Below are 17,042 nucleotides of genomic sequence, written 5' to 3' on the forward strand. Positions count from 1 at the left end.
CATTAAGCGTCTTTTTCTATCAGAAAGTGTTATTAACGCTAGCTGTGTTAACCGTAAAGTATATGGTTAACGATAAAGCCTGCTTAACTGTACAGAGCGTTAAGCCTGAGGTTTTACCACCAGGACATGTACCGGCGAAAGCTCTACCACTTTACTGGCCACCGAGCCAAGCATCACCTTATCGAGTTTTGAGCGTTTATGGCTTGGTATGACGATTAAGTCAGCACGCAGCTGTTTGGCGTAGTCGAGGATGGTCGAGTAAGGTTTACCTTCCGCGACATGCAGTTGATATGGCACAGCATCACCGATGTGCTGCTCGGCAAATGCAGTCAGCTGTGCACGCACATCTTGTTTCATTTTCGCGGCGGCATCTTTGGGAAAGTAGGTCGCGACCATCGACATATGAATGCCGGGTAACACGTTGAGCAGATGCAGGGTGGCATTGGCTTGCTTAGCATGCCAGATAGCTTGTTGCAGCGCTTTGTCACCAAAACCTTTCTCGTTTAAATCAACCGGTACAAGGATATGTTTATACATTATGCGTTATCTCTGTGTAGGATAAGATGTGGACAGTATTCAGTATATCCGAGACAGCAGTGGCTGCCGGGGGACTGATCACAGATGCCCTGACCAGCAGGGCATCTGGTTCATCGCATCAGGCCGCGTTTCTGCTCGCGCGCTGCACGGCGTCGCTGGTTCCAGCCCAGTAACAATGTCAGCAGCAGAGCTGGCACGAAGACCCATTCTTTCATCGGACGGTCACTGTCGACTACGATGGAGCGAATCTCCCAGTCAAAGTCGATACCCGCCGCTTCGGCCGGGCTGCCAAATTCCACCATATCAATCAGCATGCGATTGTTTTCGTGTTTCAGCATCAGACCCATTGAAGCAATGCGTTCATCCGCACCCTGGGCACGATCATCAAATGGCAGCAGCACAGTTTTCGAGACATGATCGCCATCGAGAGTGTCACCGGCCACGATCATCGCCACCGACTGGCCGACCGGGGTCTGCTCCACCACCTGCTCCAGCTGAGTACCCGGATAGAGTTTCTGCGCCGGATAAACCATATCCCACCAGAAGCCCGGGCGGAAGAAGGTGAAAGTCAGCACCAGCAAGGCAACGATTTCCCACCATTTGGTCTTGGTAAACCACCAACCCTGGGTAGCCGCCGAGAACAGCAACATGGCGATAATCGACGATATCACCGTCAGGGCCAGATGCCACCAGGTATCAATCCCCATCAACAGCAACTGGGTGTTGAACACAAACATAAACGGCAGAATGGCGGTACGGATATCGTAGGTAAAGCCCTGGATACCGGTCCGGATCGGGTCTGACTTGGCAATCGCTGCCGCAGCAAACGCGGCCAGGCCGACCGGCGGTGTATCATCAGCCAGAATACCGAAGTAGAACACGAACAGGTGCACAGCAATCAGCGGAATGATCAGACCGTGCTGCGCGCCCAGAGTCACAATGACCGGTGCCATCAGGGTGGATACCACGATGTAGTTAGCTGTAGTTGGCAAGCCCATGCCTAATACCAGACTGATCACTGCGGTAAATATCAGCATCATGATCACGCTGCCGCCGGAGATGAATTCGACAAAGTCAGTCATCACCAGGCCGATACCGGTCAGGGTCACTACGCCAACAACTGTACCTGCTGCTGCAGTCGCTACCCCGATCCCGATCATGTTGCGCGCACCGGCAACCAGGCTTTCCAGCAGATCCGTTACGCCTTCTTTCAGATTGCCGGACAGATCACCGGTCTGATTGAAGATGGCCATCAGCGGGCGTTGAGTCAGCAGAATGAACACCATAAACACGGTGGCCCAGAATGCAGACAGACCCGGCGAGAAACGTTCAACGGTCAGACACCAGACCAGAACCACAATCGGCAGCAGGAAGTGCAGGCCGGATTTGACCGTCGGGCCGGTGTCCGGGATCTCAGTCAGTTCATCGTCGAGATCCATACCCGCCTGATCAGCGTATTTAGCCGATACGCGTACCAGTAGCACATACACAATCAGCAATGCGACCGTCACGATAGGTGTTGCGGCAGCGCCAAACACATCCTTGGTCCAGCCAACACCGTAGTACACCACGGCACTGATGACGCACAGAGCGAGAATGGTGCCGGTGAATGACATCAGGCTTTGCAACAGCGTCGGGTTATGGCGACGTGGCAGGCCTTGCATACCGGCCTTACACGCTTCAAGGTGTACGATATAAATCAGTGCGATGTAAGAAATCAGCGCTGGCAGCAGTGCCGCACGAATCACTTCCACATAGGAGATACCGACGTATTCCACCATCAGGAACGCGGCCGCGCCCATAATCGGAGGGGTCAGCTGGCCGTTGGTGGATGCAGCAACTTCTACCGCGCCCGCTTTGGTGCCCGGGAAGCCGACCCGTTTCATCAGCGGAATGGTAAAAGTACCTGTGGTCACCACGTTGGCAATCGAGGAGCCGGAGACCAGGCCGGACAGACCTGAAGCGACGACCGCGGCCTTGGCCGGACCACCGCGCATGTGACCCAGCATCGAGAAGGCGACTTTAATAAAGTACGCACCAGCACCTGCGCGTTCCAGCATGGCGCCGAACAGGACAAACAGGAAGACAAACGAGGTTGATACACCAAGCGCAACCCCGAACACACCTTCTGTGGTCAGCCACAGGTGAGACATGGCTTTATTCAGGCTGGCACCTTTGTGAGCAATCACGTCCGGCATGTAAGGGCCGGCAAAGGTATACAGCAGGAAAACCCCGGCTACCGCCATCAGCGGCGGACCGAGCGCGCGACGCGTTGCTTCCAGCAGCAACAGCATACCAGTGACAGCGACCACCACATCGAGCGTGGTCGGTGCGCCTGAACGTCCGGCCAGCTCTTCATAGAACAGATAAATGTAGGCCGCGGAAAAGCTGCCCGCCAGAGCCAGAATCCAGTCGACAGCCGGAATGTGCTCACGGGAAGAGTTCTTCAGCGCCGGATAGGCGGTGAAGGCTAAGAAAATGGCGAAACTTAAATGGATGGCGCGAGCCTGAGTATCATTGAGTACGCCAAAATCAAAAATGAATGGCAGCGGGGAGGCGTACCACAGCTGGAACAGTGACCAGCACAGTGGCACAAACCACAGAATTCGGCCCGGGATCCCTTTTGGATTCCTTGCTCCGGTATCAGCCTGTGCAACCATCTCTTGCACATCTTGCGACGGCGTATTGGTCTGCGTCATGGATGTTATCCTTATTATTTGATGGTCTTGGTAAACATGGAAAGGCAGCCTTTCAAAGCAAACGAAAAGCTAAACACACGATTGTTACTAAACACACGGTTGTTATTAAAAATCGATCGTTACTAAAAACACGACTGTTAGTAAAAACCCTACTGTTAGTAAAAAACTACTACTAAAAGCCCGATAGAGATCGGGCTTGATATTGTCATCATCGGCAGACGCATGCCTGCCGATGTTAGCGGGGCATCAGTAAGCCAGCTTCATTACTTAAGCAGGCCGACTTCTTTGTAGTATTTCACTGCACCTGGGTGAAGTGGGATAGAGATACCCGCTTTAACCATGTCTTCTTTCTTCAGGTTAGCGAAAGCAGGGTGCAGACGAGTAAAGGTGTCGAAGTTCTCGAACACAGCTTTGGCCACGTTGTAAGCCACGTCGTCTGATACATCAGCACTGGTCACCAGTGTTGCTGCTACACCGAAGCTTTTCACGTCGGTATCCGTGCCACGGTACATGCCAGCCGGCACTGTGCTGTAGGCGTAGTATGGGTTGTCAGCAACGATTTTCTCGATTTCAGGACCGGTCGCAGGAACCAGTTTCGCATCACAAGAGGTGGTTGCTTCTTTGATTGAACCGTTCGGGTGACCAACCATGTAGATGAAAGCATCAATCTTGTTGTCACACAGTGCTTGTGAACGCTCTGAACCTTTCAGTTCTGAAGCCAGTTTGAATGAATCATTGGTCCAGCCAAATGCATCCATCACAACCTGCATGGTGGCACGGTCACCAGAACCCGGGTTACCGATGTTGACGCGCTTACCGGCCAGATCTTTCACGTTGTTGATGCCTGAATCTGAGCGAGCGATGATGTTGAAAGGTTCGGTATGCAGAGAGAACACTGCGCGCAGCTTCTTGTACGGGCCTTGGTCTTTAAACTCGCTGGTACCGTTGTAACCGTGGTACTGCCAGTCAGACTGAACGATACCGAAATCCAGTTCGCCGGAACGAATGGTGTTGACGTTGTAAATAGAACCGCCAGTCGATTCTACAGAGCAGCGGATATTGTGGTCCTTGCGGTCTTTGTTAACCAGTTTACAGATAGCACCACCGGTAGGATAGTAAACACCTGTTACTGAACCTGTACCAATCGTGATGAATTCCTGTGCGTTAACAGCGCCTGCGCCCAATACTGCAGCAGCAATTGCACCGACCTTAATTATTTTATTCAATGCCATGAATTTCCCTTCCTTCTTTTACTATTTTGCCCCAAACCAAGTGTAGTTGCTTTGGGCGTTTCTTCATCGAGAAACGATAGCTTTTTCAACTAACAAGTTAAAAAAGTCGCTGAATAATAGCAAAAAATTGAAAGATAATTATAGGATTGTCTCAATATGTAGGAAAACAGGCTGGTTTAATCGACGCTTTATAGCGTGATTTACAGGCATGAATGGGATGGAAATCAATCAGTTAATTAGATTTTGTTCTGGGTGTTAACCCTTGGTTAACTTGAGAGTGGAGTCACACAAAAGCTAGGCTGAGTGACTCCATCTGGCTGTTTTTAATACGCTTTGTTGGTAATTTGCTCAGTAAAACCAGGTTACTGCCGCCGATGGCAAAGCTTAGTTCGTGCACTGCTTATTAGTCCGTGCACTCAAAGCTTAATCCTTGCACTCAATACTGAGTCTGTGAACTCAAAGATTAGCCCGCGTACTCAAAAAGTTCACATACGGAAGTGAACAGTTGCTTGGTGCTGACGCTTAAGGTCGGGGTAATGAAAATAGTATCGTCACCGGCCACCACACCGAGGATGCCTTCCGATTTGCCCAGTGAATCGAGCAGACGCGCGATCAGCTGTGCCGCGCCCGGACCGGTATGAATGACGACCAGGGCATTATTGTGGTCGATATCGAGTACCAGTTCACGCAGCGAGCTGGATACGGTCGGCACACCCAGTTCGGCTGGCAGACAGTAAACCATTTCCATTTTCGCATTGCGGGTACGAACCGCGCCGAAACTTAGTCAGCATGCGTGATACTTTCGACTGGTTAATGTTGTCGAAGCCTTCATTTTTGAGAGCGTCGACAATATCACCCTGAGATCCAAAGCGTTCTTCTTTCAACAACGCTTTGAAAGCACGGACGAGATTGTCTTGTTTGTTATCTGTATGGCGCATTGTTCTTCTACTGTTTGCGAAATGATTACGAAGAGCGGTATCTCTTGCGCGGTTTTCCTGGCGCGAAAGAGATACGGCCCCTCATGGTATTTTCCCATAGGTCGGGGAGTCCTGCCAAATTATCACCTAAAACTGTCTAAAAGGTCACTGTAAAATAGATAAGGTTAGTTCAGTTAAGCACTTAAATCTTTGTCATCCCACACAAATCATTTCATAATCGCGCCCCTTGCCAAAGGCCGCTACGAGCGGAGTTGCGCAAGGTCGCAAAGCTGACGTTAATTGATTGTAATCACTTTGTGATTGCTATAGCTTTTTTAGGGTTGGATAAAAGATAGACAACACCACCCTACATAATATTTAAAAACTTATAAGAAGATTCACTCTCAAGGAGAACTACGATGAAAGTCGCTGTTATTGGTGCCGCAGGCGGCATCGGTCAAGCCCTCGCTCTGTTACTGAAAAACCGTCTTCCAGCCGGTTCTGATCTGGCTCTTTACGACATTGCACCGGTAACTCCTGGCGTAGCGGCTGATTTGAGCCATATTCCAACTCCGGTTTCGATCAAAGGTTACTCTGGTGAGGACCCGACCCCAGCACTGGATGGTGCAGACGTGGTACTGATCTCTGCGGGTGTTGCGCGCAAACCTGGTATGGATCGTGCGGATCTTTTCAATGTTAATGCGGGTATCGTCAAGTCTCTGGCTGAGCGTATCGCTGTAGTTTGTCCGAATGCGTGTATCGGTATCATCACTAACCCGGTTAACACCACTGTGCCAATCGCGGCCGAAGTGCTGAAAAAAGCCGGCGTTTACAACAAACGCAAACTGTTTGGTATCACCACGCTGGACGTGATCCGTGCGGAAACTTTCGTTGCGGAACTGAAAGACAAAGATCCAGGTCAGATCCGAGTGCCTGTGATTGGTGGTCACTCAGGCGTAACTATCCTGCCTCTGTTGTCACAGGTTGAAGGTGTTGAATTCAGCGATGAAGAAGTCGCAGCTCTGACCAAGCGTATTCAGAATGCGGGCACTGAAGTAGTAGAAGCGAAAGCGGGTGGTGGTTCGGCAACTCTGTCGATGGGCCAGGCTGCATGTCGTTTTGGTTTGTCACTGGTCAAAGCTCTGCAGGGTGATGAAGCGGTTATCGAGTACGCTTATGTTGAAGGTGATGGCGAACACACCTCTTTCTTTGCTCAACCGGTTAAACTGGGTAAAGATGGTATCGAAGAAGTGCTGAGCTACGGCGCGCTGAGCGCGTTTCGAGCAGGATGCACTGGAAGGTATGCTGGATACTCTGAAAGGTGATATCCAAATCGGTGTTGATTTCGTTAAGTAAATCGCCTGACTGGCCGGTGTATCAACCGAGTCAGCGCTGAACTGGCAGAAACCGCTCGTTTATCGGGCGGTTTTTTTATCGGCCGCGATCCGGGGGCAGAGTTATCTGTTTTAGCAAGTTAGCAAGTAAAGTCAGTGGCTCAGATAGCATTGAGTTGCTCAGATAACGTCTGGTCGCTTAGATAACGTCAGGCGCAAAAAAGCCTCGCATTGTGCGAGGCTGATTTATATCTCGGAGCGCCGTTTACCGTGAGCAGGTAATCTACAGCACACAGCTTATTTACTGCGGTGTACCGCCATATGAGCCAGGGTAATCAGCGCCTGCTTGTAATCGCTGTCCGGAATCGCATCCAGCTCGGCAATCGCCTTATCGGCTTCCTGCTGCGCTTTCTCAACGGTGTATGCCAGCGAGCCGGCCTGATCCATTGCCGCGAGAATATCATCTAAACGATCCATGCCGTTGGCCTGTTCGATCGCTTCACGGATCATCGCTTCCTGCTGCGGGTTGCCGTTACGCATCGCATGCAGCAGTGGCAGGGTTGGCTTACCTTCTGCCAGATCGTCACCGACGTTTTTGCCCATCTCTTTACCGTCTGCAGTGTAATCCATCACATCGTCGATGAGCTGGAACGCGGTGCCAAGATATTTACCGTAATTTTGCAGAGCTATTTCAATCGGTGCCGGAGCATCGTTTAAAATGGCACCAATCTGAGTCGCGGCTTCAAACAAGCGGGCAGTCTTAGAGTAGATGACCTGCATGTAGCTCTCTTCGCTGGTATCCGGATCATTACAATTCATTAATTGCTGAACTTCACCTTCCGCGATCACGTTAACCGCTTCACTCATCAGTTGCAGGATCTTCATCGATCCAAGCTCAACCATCATCTGGAACGAGCGGGTATAAATGTAATCGCCGACCAGTACACTGGCTGCATTACCAAACGCAGCGTTTGCTGTCGCTTTACCGCGGCGCATGTCCGATTCATCGACCACGTCATCATGCAGCAGTGTGGCGGTATGGGTAAATTCAATAAACGCAGCAGCGAGGGTATGACCCTGGCCCTGATAACCGAGCGCTCTGGCCGATAAAATCGCCAGCAGCGGACGCAGACGCTTGCCCCCGCTATTGACGATATAAAAGCCAAGTTGGTTGATCAAAGAAACGTCAGAGTTGAGCTGCGCTTGAATTGTTTCATTCACTTTTGCCATGTCATCGGCAGTAAGCGTTTGGATAGCTTTAAAATCCATTGTACATCCGGCTGAAGTTAGAACTTGTAAGGCATTTGGTTCTTCAAGAATGCGGCAATAATACACTAAAAAACGTTGATTAATACATGGCTTAAGGGCATGATTGCGGCACTTTTATTTGGCGATTAGCTTTTCGCCAATTTTTTTCAAATATGGCTTGTCATAGGGTCGTCATTCACGTAGAATCTGCGCCCTATTGATGATTAGTTTAGCGCACACCCTTATTGCTCAAAATATAAGCATTGGCTGTGCGGAAAGAGCGGAGTAAAATATGTACGCTGTTTTCCAATCTGGTGGTAAACAACACCGTGTAAGCGAAGGTCAAACTCTTCGTTTAGAGAAATTAGACGTTGAAACTGGCGCAACTGTAGAATTTGATAAAGTTCTGCTGGTTGCTAACGGTGAAGAAATCCAAGTTGGCGCTCCTCTGGTAGAGGGCGGTAAAGTGACTGCTGAAGTTGTACAGCACGGTCGTGGCGATAAAGTTAAAATCGTTAAGTTCCGTCGTCGTAAGCACTCTCGTAAGCAACAAGGTCACCGTCAGTGGTTCACAGAAGTGAAAATCACTGGTATCAACGCTTAAGTTATTAGGAGAGTTTAACAATGGCACACAAAAAAGCTGGTGGTTCTACTCGTAACGGCCGCGATTCTGAAAGTAAACGCCTTGGTGTAAAACGTTTCGGCGGTGAATCTGTACTTGCAGGTAACATCATCGTTCGTCAACGTGGCACTAAGTTCCACGCTGGTACTAACGTAGGTATCGGTAAAGACCACACTCTGTTCGCTCTATCTGACGGTAAAGTGAAATTCGAAGTGAAAGGTCCTAAAAACCGTAAATTCGTTAGCATCGACGCTGAATAAGTTTAGTTTCTCGATGAATTTAAAAGCCCTGCCGTTAGGTGGGGTTTTTTATTTATCTGGAGAGAAGAGCCAATAACAAGAGGCCCTGCTGAGCGTTATGTGAGGTAGCGTTATTGCAGAGCGGCTTGTTATCTGTTCCCAAGCAGAGGGGGCGCGATCCTGGGTCACGCAAACTTCTGCTAAAATTTATATCATTGGCATAGCGCAGGCTTAAGTGGCGACGATGAGTTGTCGCTGCAGGTTTGGATGGCAACGCGGTGATATTGCAACGCAAGTAATGCGGAGTAAGTAATGAAATTCGTTGATGAAGCGGTAATTAAAGTCGAAGCAGGCGATGGCGGTAACGGTGTCGTTAGTTTTTGGCGTGAAAAATTCGTAACGAAAGGTGGCCCTGACGGCGGCGACGGCGGCGACGGCGGCGATGTCTACATTCAGGCTGATGAGAACTTAAATACCTTGGTTGACTATCGTTTTCAGCGTTTCTACGCAGCAGAAACGCGGTCAAAATGGTAGCGGCGGTAACTGTACCGGTAAACGCGGTAAAGATATTACGCTGAAAGTACCGGTGGGTACTCGTGCGGTGGATATTCACACCAATGAAATTGTTGGTGAAGTGGCTGAGCACGGCAAGAAAGTCATGATTGCCAAAGGCGGCTGGCACGGTTTGGGTAACACCCGTTTTAAATCGTCGGTAAACCGCGCGCCACGTCAAAAGACAATGGGTACCAAAGGTGAGGTTCGTGAACTTCGTCTTGAACTGCTGTTGCTGGCTGACGTCGGTATGCTGGGTTTACCTAACGCGGGTAAATCAACCTTCATTCGTTCTGTTTCAGCAGCGAAACCAAAGGTCGCGGATTATCCGTTTACAACCCTGATCCCAAGTCTGGGTGTTGTCAGTGTTGTCCCTGAGAAAAGCTTTGTTGTTGCTGACATTCCCGGATTGATCGAAGGCGCCGCTGAAGGTGCTGGTCTGGGGATCCGCTTCCTGAAGCACCTTGAGCGTTGTCGCGTGCTGTTGCACATGATCGATATTTTACCTATCGACGGAAGTGAACCGGCACAAAACGCGCTGACCATTATGGATGAGCTGGAGCAGTACAGCGAAAAGCTTGCCAAGAAGCCTGTGTGGTTGGTGTTCAATAAAGCGGATCTGATGCTGGAAGAAGAAGCGGATGAAAAGATCCAGGAGATCTTAGAAGCGCTTGCGTGGGAAGGCCCTTACTTCAAGGTTTCAGCGGTCAACAAACAAGGTACTGCTGAACTTTGTCGTGAACTGGCTGACTTCATGGAAACGCTGCCGCGTGGTGAAGAAGAGCTGAGCGAAGAGCAGAAAGTCGAGTTTATGTGGGATGATTACCACAAAGACGCGATGGCCGGCCGTAACGTGATCACCGAAGATGACGACGACGACTGGGACGACTGGGATGACGAAGAAGACGATGGTCACGTCATCTATGTGCGTGAATAATCGCAGTAAATTCTGAGAGTTTGCGCTTAACAGGCACAAAGTTCTCAATTCAGAGCCGCAATGAAAATTGCGGCTTTTTTGTATCTAAATCATATTTCCGAGTGCATTTTTCATGCACACTGTAGCCTTCCCGCCCGGGGCTCCGTATTTGCAGGTTTTACGTTTGCAGCGTTTGCTGATTTCACATGGCAACAAGAAAGCCCCCGGCGTGGTTTGTTATCTGTTGCCGCCATCGGTTTGGCGGGTATTATTTTAAGTAAGTTGACGTTTAGGAAAGGGATCATGACCTCGCAACAGAGAAGTATTTCTCGTTTGATTGCTCAGGCCGGACAAATGCTGCTGGCTCATGGAGCGGAAAGTACCCTGGTCGGGGATATTATGCGCCGCATCGGGCTGGCGTGTGGCATGAGCGAGGTTGAAGTCTCGTTATCAGCCAGCTCACTGGTGGTCACCACCGTACAGCAGGGCCACTGCATTACCACGACCCGCCGCTGCGCGGATCGTGGAATTAACATGCGGGCAGTGACGGAGATCCAGCGCATCTGCATTATGATCGAGCGCGGCTTGCTGGATCATACCATGGCACAAAAGAAGCTGAATCAGATCAGTGCCGAGCGTTATAACCGCTGGGTGGTGGTGGTGATGATCGGTTTGTCCTGTGCGGCATTCAGTCGCCTGGCCGGTGGTGACTGGACCGTGTTTGCTATCACCTTTATTGCGTCTGCGGTTGGTATGACTGTACGTCAGGAGATCGGTCACCGTCATTTCAACCCGCTGCTTAACTTTGCCGCGACCGCTTTTGTCACTTCAGTGATTTCCGCTCAGGCGGTGAACTTTCAGCTCGGCAATAACCCGACTCTGGTGATGGCCTCTTCGGTGCTGATGCTGGTGCCGGGTTTCCCGCTGATCAATTCGGTGGCAGATATGCTGAAGGGTTACATCGATATCGGTATTGCCCGCTTTGTGATGGCCAGTCTGCTGACGCTGTCGACCTGTCTTGGCATTATTGCTGCGATGAGTGTTACCGGAATTTGGGGGTGGTAAGATGAACTGGCAACTGTTACTCGGACTTATCAACGACATGTTTTTTGCCGCCATTCCGGCGGTCGGCTTTGCGCTGGTATTTAACGTACCGGTGCGGGCACTTAAATATTGCGCGCTGGGCGGAGCGATAGGACATGGCTCGCGCTTTATCATGATGCATTTTGGCATTCCGATTGAGTGGGCGACATTTTTCGCCGCCACCATTGTCGGCATGATTGGCGTACACTGGTCGCACAAGTTTCTTGCTCATCCGAAAGTGTTTACTGTTGCGGCCCTGATCCCTATGGTGCCGGGTGTATTTGCGTACCGGGCGATGATCGCCATGGTTGAGATCAACCACCTTGGCTTTAATCCTGAACTGCTGGAAACCCTGCTTGAAAACTTTCTGAAAGCGATGTTCATCATTGCCGGCCTTGCGGTTGGTCTTGCTGTGCCTGGGCTGTTGTTCTATCGCCGTAAACCGATTGTATAGGAGCTAATGAGCGAAGATTGTCCTATTCTTCTAATTAGGTATAATCCCACCCTCATTCTTGAGCAAAGGTATTTTATTGTGGTTATTAGTATGATTGCTGCTTTGGCACGCAACGGGAATATCGAACGAGATAATCCACATGTTATCGGGAATGATAATGAAATGCCTTGGCACCTGCCTGCGGATTTCACGTGGTTCAAGCAACACACTCTTGGAAAACCAGTAATTATGGGTCGTAAGACTTATGAATCGATTGGTAAACCTTTGCCTGGCCGTAGAAATATAGTTATTACACGTAATCCTGAGTATTCCGCTGAGGGTGTTACTATCGTGCCATCTTTAGAAGTCGCTTTGGCTGAAGCTGGAGATGCAGACGAAGCTATGATTATCGGTGGAGGTAGCATCTACAATGAAGCTTTGCCAAAAGCGAGTAAACTTTATCTGACTTTTATCGATGCGGAAATTTCTGGTGATACCTACTTCCCTGAATGGGATAATAGCTGGACAGAAACTCATCGTGAGCACTACAGTGCTGATGAAAAAAACCAGTATGATATGGATTTTGTTGTGCTTGAGAAGAGCTAGAAACCTGAATCCTGCTGCCCCGAAAACCGGGCGCAAGCACTGATGTAAAAAACTCGTCATATGACGAGTTTTTTATTTTGCAGCGAAAGATTAGCGCGAGTCAGTACTGTAACGCCTCAACTGCAAAATAACGCTTATCTTCCCAGCGCAACATGGTCAGAGTCCCACCCCAGACACAGCCCGTATCCAGGCCGATGATTTGGTGGCTGCGATAGCCTTCCAGCGCGGCCCAGTGACCGAATAATACCGTTTTATCCAGTGCGAGCCGCTGTTTGAGCTCAAACCATGGCAACAGCTTTTTACGGTTGACCTGATCGGGCGGTAATTTGCATTTCATATCCAGTTTGCCGTCGGGATGGCAGAAACGCATCCGGGTGTAGCTGTTGATGATATAGCGATAACGATCGATACCTTTTAAATCCGCGCTCCACTGATCCGGCATATTGCTGTACATGTTTTCAATCAGCCACAACCAGCGCTCACCACTGAGCAGGGCGCTGATTTCATCCGCTGCGGCTCTGGCGGTCGCCAAATCCCACATTGGCGAAATGCCGGCATGGGCAACGACAAACTCATCATGCTCCTGCAGCAGCGGCTGGCGACGCAGCCATTGCAGAAGATCCGGACCATCTTCGGCCGCGAAAATCGGTTCGGTCTTATCTTTCTTTTTGACCGGGTGAATACCGTTGGCGACTGCCAGCAGGTGTAAATCGTGATTACCCAGTACGACTTTAGCGGCGGTGCCGAGATCGCGGATAAAACGTAATGTCTCGAGCGATTTTGGCCCGCGGGCAACCAGATCACCGGCGACCCATAAGGTATCCTGCTCTGCAGAGAATTGAGCCTGTTGCAGCAGCAGCTGTAATTCATCCAGGCAGCCCTGGATATCACCGACAATATAATTTGCCACGCCGTATCCTTTAATTCAGTACATGAGGGACGGCAAGCCGGAATGGCTCAATATCCGCGATAAACTGTTTACCCTCTTCATCGTGCATGATGTAGTGGCCCTGCATCACGCCGACCGGAGTCTCCAGTGCCGTACCGCTGCTGTAGGTATACTCATCATTACCGGCGATAAACGGCTGTTCACCGACCACGCCATCGCCTTCGACTGTCATCTGTTTGCCGTTGGCATCGGTAATCAACCAGCGGCGGCTGATCAGTTGTACGGTTTGGTTACTGAGATTCTTTATCGTGATCAGGTAGGCGAAAACATAGCGCTGTTGTTCCGGGGTGGATTGCTCAGGTATGTATTTGGTATGAACCTGTACCTTAATACAGGGCGTGGCAGTATCCATAAAAACTCCTTTTCCGAATCGCTGTGTCGACATTACCGTATGATGTGAAAGATGACCACCGTTACCTAAACATAACCTGACAGGGATGCGCAGATGAAGGTGCAGCGGAAGGACACGAAACAACGAAAGGGAACAAAATACTCAATTGGCACGAATGCAAAAAAGGATGACCGCCAGGGTCATCCTTTCTGCTTATGCCTGTTGGCCGTGGTTGGCGTCAAGCCAGTTGGCCATGGCAACGAATTGTTGCAGGGTCAGGTTTTCCGGACGCATGGCCGGGTTAACGCCCAGCTCTTCCAGTACTTCCTGTTCCAGCAGACCTTTGTAGCAGTTACGTACCGTTTTACGGCGCTGGTTAAAGCCTTCACGTACCACACGGTCCAGCCACTTCAGGCTGGTCGTCGGGTGCGGCAGAACCTCGTAAGGCACCAGGCGCACGACCGCTGAGTCTACTTTTGGTGGCGGCACAAAGGCCGTCGGCGGTACTTCCAGCACAGGAACCACTTTACAGTAGTACTGCGCCATCACGGTCAGACGGCCGTAAGCCTTGCTGCCCGGGCCCGCTGCCAGGCGGTTAACCACCTCTTTTTGCAGCATAAAGTGCATGTCCTGCACATCTTTATGATATTCAAACAGGTGGAACATCAACGGAGTAGAGATGTTGTACGGCAGGTTACCGAAAATGCGCAGCTTGTTACCCGGCTTCACCAGCTGGGTAAAATCAAAGCGCATTGCATCGCCTTCATGGATGGTCAGCTTGTCAGCCAGATCCGGATGGTTACGCAGGCGCTCAGCCAGGTCACGGTCAAGTTCGATGACAGTGAACTTATCCACTTCACGGCCGACGGGCTCGGTGATTGCACCCAGACCAGGACCGATCTCAACCAGGTTTTGTCCTGGACGAGGGTTAATGGCTGATACGATGCCATCAATGATGTATGGATCGTTCAGAAAGTTCTGACCAAAACGTTTACGCGCTTTGTGTCCTAAATGGACATCGTTTCTCATAGTGTTCTCAATATTCTTCTACTGTCGTCAAGAAGCGTTCTTCTTGTCTACTAATTCAATCGCTTGCGCAAGGGCTGTCCTGAAGCTGCCGACGTCTGCGCTGCCTGTACCTGCCAGGTCAAGCGCCGTACCGTGGTCAACCGAAGTCCGAATAAACGGCAGGCCGAGGGTAATATTCACCGAGCGGCCAAAGCCTTTGTATTTCAGTACCGGCAGCACCTGATCGTGGTACATGCCGAGAACAGCATCTGCATGCTGCAAATATTTTTCGCTGAAGATGGTATCGGCCGGTAACGGACCGATCAGGTTGATACCATCCTGCTGACGCAATTTTTCCAGGGTTGGTGTGATGGTGTCGATCTCTTCATGACCCAGTACACCATCTTCCCCGGCATGCGGATTAAGGCCGCAAACATAAATGTTCGGCTGCTCAATCGCAAATTTCTCGACTAAATCCTTGTGGAGAATATGAATGATCTTTTCCAGACGCTCACTGGTTACCGCTTTCGACACATAGGCCAACGGAATATGGGTCGTGACCAGTGCAACCCGCAGTCCTTCAGTTGCCAGCATCATGACCACCAGAGGGGTATTTGACTGCTCCGCAAAGAACTCGGTGTGGCCGCTGAATGCGACGCCAGCCCGGTTGATCACCCCTTTATGCACGGGGCCGGTGACAATAGCATCAAATTCATCATTCATACAGCCTGCAGCGGCTCTTTCTAGCGTATTTAATACGTAGCGGCCGTTTGCCTCATTGAGCTGACCGGCCGTGACCGGTTCACTGACTGCAATGTGATCCACCACCAGGGTGCCGGCACGCTGCGGAGAGGCGGGTGCTGCAGCATCGTAGTCCAGTAAGGTGACATCAAGGCCGAGCAGTTTAGCACGTTCGGCCAGCACTGATTTGTCGGCACACACCACCAGTTGATGTGACCAGTCTTCCTGCGACAGAGCCAGCACCAGATCCGGGCCAATGCCCGCCGGTTCACCGGCGGTCACTACGATGCGTTTAATTGTCATCTTCGTTGTCCTTGAGTACTTCAACGAAAGCACCGGCACGCAGCTCCTGCAGCCATGCACTGGCTTCTTCATTGAATTTACGGTTGAACAGAATCCGGTACGCTTTGTTTTTCACCGCCGAATCAGTACGGTCAACTTCGCGACGATCTAAGACCTCAACAATATGCCAGCCGTGTACCGTTTTAAACGGCTTGCTGATTTGACCGACCGGCAGGGTTTCAACCTGGTGCTTAAACTCCGGTACATACAAGTCAGGTGTCTGGTAACCCAGTTCACCATTTTGTGCGGCTGAACCCGGATCCTGGCTGTACTGACGTGCCAGTTCAGCAAAGGTCGCTTCACCGTTATTGATACGGCGAATGAAGTCATTGAGCTGCTTCTGAGCGCCTTCATCACTGAGGATAATGGTCGGCTTAATCAGGATATGGCGAGCATTCACTTCGGTGACGGCTACGGTCTCCAGACCTTTTACATCATCAATTTTGAGGATGTGGAAGCCGACGCCGCTGCGGAAACGGACCAATAATGGTGCCTTTGTTCTGCATTTTAATCTGGTCAGCGAAGATGGTTGGCATCTCTTCTTTACGCATCCAGCCCCAGTCACCACCTTCGAGCGCTTTCGGGCCCTTCGAGTAGGTGCTGGCCATTTTACTGAAGTCAGCGCCGTCGTTCAGCTCCTTGACCAGTTTCTTGGCCTGAGCTTCTACGTCAGCTTTATCCTGTCCTTCATTGAAGCGTAGCTGGATATGGCTGATTTTGTACTGCACAGTAGCATTGGTTTCCTGAGCCAGGATCTCCGCCAGGGTGTCCACTTCGGCCGGCAGGATGTTGATGCGGCGGCGAACCAGGGCATTACGTGCTTCACTGGCGGACATCTCTTTACGGATCTGTTCTCGGAATTCGGCGTAGGTCAGGCCTTGTTCTGCCACAGCTGCGCGCAGCTGCTCAGGAGTCTGTTTGTTATCCCGTGCGATATCGTTGATGGCCTGATTAAGGCGTTCATCATCAATACGTACGCCGATCCGCTCCGCTTCCTGCTGTTGCAGGGTATCAATGATCAGTTTTTCCACCACCTGTTCACGCAGAACATCCTGCGCCGGCAGTGCACGACCATTTTGTTTGGCATTGGCCTGCACGGTCAGTACGGCAGCATCCACATCACTTTGTAAAATAACGCCGTCATTGACGACGACAGCAACGCGGTCCATTTCAACCGGCTGTGCCTGCGCAGTACCGATAGTAAGTAGCCCGACAAGCGTCAGTAGGGTGTGTTTCCACAATTTCATTACATG

13 protein-coding genes and 4 pseudogenes are annotated in these 17,042 nt (G+C 50.7%); 7 read left to right on the top strand and 10 right to left on the bottom strand.

From position 1 onward, the window contains the following. Window positions 1-99: 99 nt before the first annotated feature. The 4 genes and pseudogenes from ABDK09_09110 to argR form a co-directional block, all read right to left on the bottom strand. Window positions 100-537, bottom strand: a complete 438-nt coding sequence (locus ABDK09_09110; GenBank protein ID XAW89774.1) for a universal stress protein — start codon at window positions 535-537, stop codon at window positions 100-102. Window positions 538-647: 110 nt separating this feature from the next. After that, a complete protein-coding gene (locus ABDK09_09115) occupies window positions 648-3,236 on the bottom strand; it encodes a TRAP transporter permease (GenBank protein XAW89775.1) in 2,589 nt (862 codons plus the stop codon). Window positions 3,237-3,499: 263 nt separating this feature from the next. After that, window positions 3,500-4,468 (bottom strand): TAXI family TRAP transporter solute-binding subunit, encoded by a 969-nt coding sequence (locus ABDK09_09120; protein XAW89776.1) that lies wholly within the window; start codon window positions 4,466-4,468, stop codon window positions 3,500-3,502. Between the two features lie 463 nt (window positions 4,469-4,931). Then, window positions 4,932-5,406, bottom strand: a pseudogene (argR, locus tag ABDK09_09125) (transcriptional regulator ArgR). 398 nt (window positions 5,407-5,804) lie between these two features. On the opposite strand from argR, the pseudogene mdh reads away from it, so the two are divergent. Continuing rightward, a pseudogene (gene mdh, locus ABDK09_09130) lies at window positions 5,805-6,741 on the top strand (malate dehydrogenase). 275 nt (window positions 6,742-7,016) lie between these two features. On the opposite strand, the gene ispB reads toward mdh, so the two are convergent. Continuing rightward, entirely contained in the window at window positions 7,017-7,988 is a 972-nt protein-coding gene (gene ispB / locus ABDK09_09135; protein ID XAW89777.1) for an octaprenyl diphosphate synthase, read from the bottom strand. A 271-nt stretch (window positions 7,989-8,259) separates the two neighbouring features. Here ispB and rplU point away from each other — a divergent pair, with 271 nt between their 5' ends. From rplU to folA, 6 genes and pseudogenes are all read left to right on the top strand, one after another. Next, entirely contained in the window at window positions 8,260-8,571 is a 312-nt protein-coding gene (rplU, locus tag ABDK09_09140) for a 50S ribosomal protein L21 (GenBank protein XAW89778.1), read from the top strand. Window positions 8,572-8,591: 20 nt separating this feature from the next. Further along, window positions 8,592-8,849: a 50S ribosomal protein L27 gene (gene rpmA / locus ABDK09_09145; GenBank protein XAW89779.1), complete on the top strand. Its 258-nt coding sequence runs from the start codon at window positions 8,592-8,594 to the stop codon at window positions 8,847-8,849. 291 nt (window positions 8,850-9,140) lie between these two features. Further along, window positions 9,141-10,317, top strand: a pseudogene (gene cgtA, locus ABDK09_09150) (Obg family GTPase CgtA). 282 nt (window positions 10,318-10,599) lie between these two features. Further along, the gene (locus ABDK09_09155) at window positions 10,600-11,361 is read left to right on the top strand and encodes a threonine/serine exporter family protein (protein ID XAW89780.1); all 762 of its coding nucleotides are present in this window, start codon (window positions 10,600-10,602) and stop codon (window positions 11,359-11,361) included. 1 nt (window position 11,362) lies between these two features. Then, window positions 11,363-11,833, top strand: a complete 471-nt coding sequence (locus ABDK09_09160) for a threonine/serine exporter family protein (protein ID XAW89781.1) — start codon at window positions 11,363-11,365, stop codon at window positions 11,831-11,833. A 78-nt stretch (window positions 11,834-11,911) separates the two neighbouring features. Continuing rightward, window positions 11,912-12,418, top strand: a complete 507-nt coding sequence (folA, locus tag ABDK09_09165) for a type 3 dihydrofolate reductase (protein XAW90706.1) — start codon at window positions 11,912-11,914, stop codon at window positions 12,416-12,418. Between the two features lie 100 nt (window positions 12,419-12,518). Here folA and apaH read toward each other — a convergent pair whose 3' ends face one another. The 5 genes and pseudogenes from apaH to surA all read right to left on the bottom strand — a co-directional run bounded on the left by apaH (window position 12,519) and on the right by surA (window position 17,036). Next, window positions 12,519-13,328 carry a bis(5'-nucleosyl)-tetraphosphatase (symmetrical) ApaH gene (gene apaH, locus ABDK09_09170; protein XAW89782.1) on the bottom strand — a complete coding sequence of 270 codons (810 nt, stop codon included), beginning with the start codon at window positions 13,326-13,328 and terminating at the stop codon, window positions 12,519-12,521. Between the two features lie 10 nt (window positions 13,329-13,338). Then, window positions 13,339-13,719, bottom strand: a complete 381-nt coding sequence (gene apaG, locus ABDK09_09175; protein ID XAW89783.1) for a Co2+/Mg2+ efflux protein ApaG — start codon at window positions 13,717-13,719, stop codon at window positions 13,339-13,341. Window positions 13,720-13,911: 192 nt separating this feature from the next. Next, window positions 13,912-14,727 carry a 16S rRNA (adenine(1518)-N(6)/adenine(1519)-N(6))-dimethyltransferase RsmA gene (gene rsmA, locus ABDK09_09180; protein XAW89784.1) on the bottom strand — a complete coding sequence of 272 codons (816 nt, stop codon included), beginning with the start codon at window positions 14,725-14,727 and terminating at the stop codon, window positions 13,912-13,914. Between the two features lie 27 nt (window positions 14,728-14,754). Further along, on the bottom strand, window positions 14,755-15,750 hold the full coding sequence (gene pdxA / locus ABDK09_09185) for a 4-hydroxythreonine-4-phosphate dehydrogenase PdxA (protein ID XAW89785.1): 996 nt from the start codon (window positions 15,748-15,750) through the stop codon (window positions 14,755-14,757). After that, window positions 15,740-17,036 (bottom strand): annotated as a pseudogene (gene surA / locus ABDK09_09190) (peptidylprolyl isomerase SurA). The gene pdxA and the pseudogene surA overlap by 11 nt, the downstream one beginning before the upstream one ends. Window positions 17,037-17,042 lie beyond the last annotated feature (6 nt).

It is taken from the genome of Vibrio sp. CDRSL-10 TSBA (genome assembly GCA_039696685.1).
Taxonomy (GTDB): Bacteria; Pseudomonadota; Gammaproteobacteria; order Enterobacterales; family Vibrionaceae; genus Vibrio.

What these genes read in the sequence shown, in the direction of transcription:
- apaG (XAW89783.1), bottom strand. Translation starts at nt 13,719, where the DNA reads ATGGATACTGCCACGCCCTGTATTAAGGTACAGGTTCATACCAAATAC.
- ispB (XAW89777.1), bottom strand. Translation starts at nt 7,988, where the DNA reads ATGGATTTTAAAGCTATCCAAACGCTTACTGCCGATGACATGGCAAAA.
- ABDK09_09110 (XAW89774.1), bottom strand. Translation starts at nt 537, where the DNA reads ATGTATAAACATATCCTTGTACCGGTTGATTTAAACGAGAAAGGTTTT.
- rsmA (XAW89784.1), bottom strand. Translation starts at nt 14,727, where the DNA reads ATGAGAAACGATGTCCATTTAGGACACAAAGCGCGTAAACGTTTTGGT.
- ABDK09_09120 (XAW89776.1), bottom strand. Translation starts at nt 4,468, where the DNA reads ATGGCATTGAATAAAATAATTAAGGTCGGTGCAATTGCTGCTGCAGTA.
- ABDK09_09160 (XAW89781.1), top strand. Translation starts at nt 11,363, where the DNA reads ATGAACTGGCAACTGTTACTCGGACTTATCAACGACATGTTTTTTGCC.
- ABDK09_09115 (XAW89775.1), bottom strand. Translation starts at nt 3,236, where the DNA reads ATGACGCAGACCAATACGCCGTCGCAAGATGTGCAAGAGATGGTTGCA.
- rplU (XAW89778.1), top strand. Translation starts at nt 8,260, where the DNA reads ATGTACGCTGTTTTCCAATCTGGTGGTAAACAACACCGTGTAAGCGAA.
- rpmA (XAW89779.1), top strand. Translation starts at nt 8,592, where the DNA reads ATGGCACACAAAAAAGCTGGTGGTTCTACTCGTAACGGCCGCGATTCT.
- pdxA (XAW89785.1), bottom strand. Translation starts at nt 15,750, where the DNA reads ATGACAATTAAACGCATCGTAGTGACCGCCGGTGAACCGGCGGGCATT.
- ABDK09_09155 (XAW89780.1), top strand. Translation starts at nt 10,600, where the DNA reads ATGACCTCGCAACAGAGAAGTATTTCTCGTTTGATTGCTCAGGCCGGA.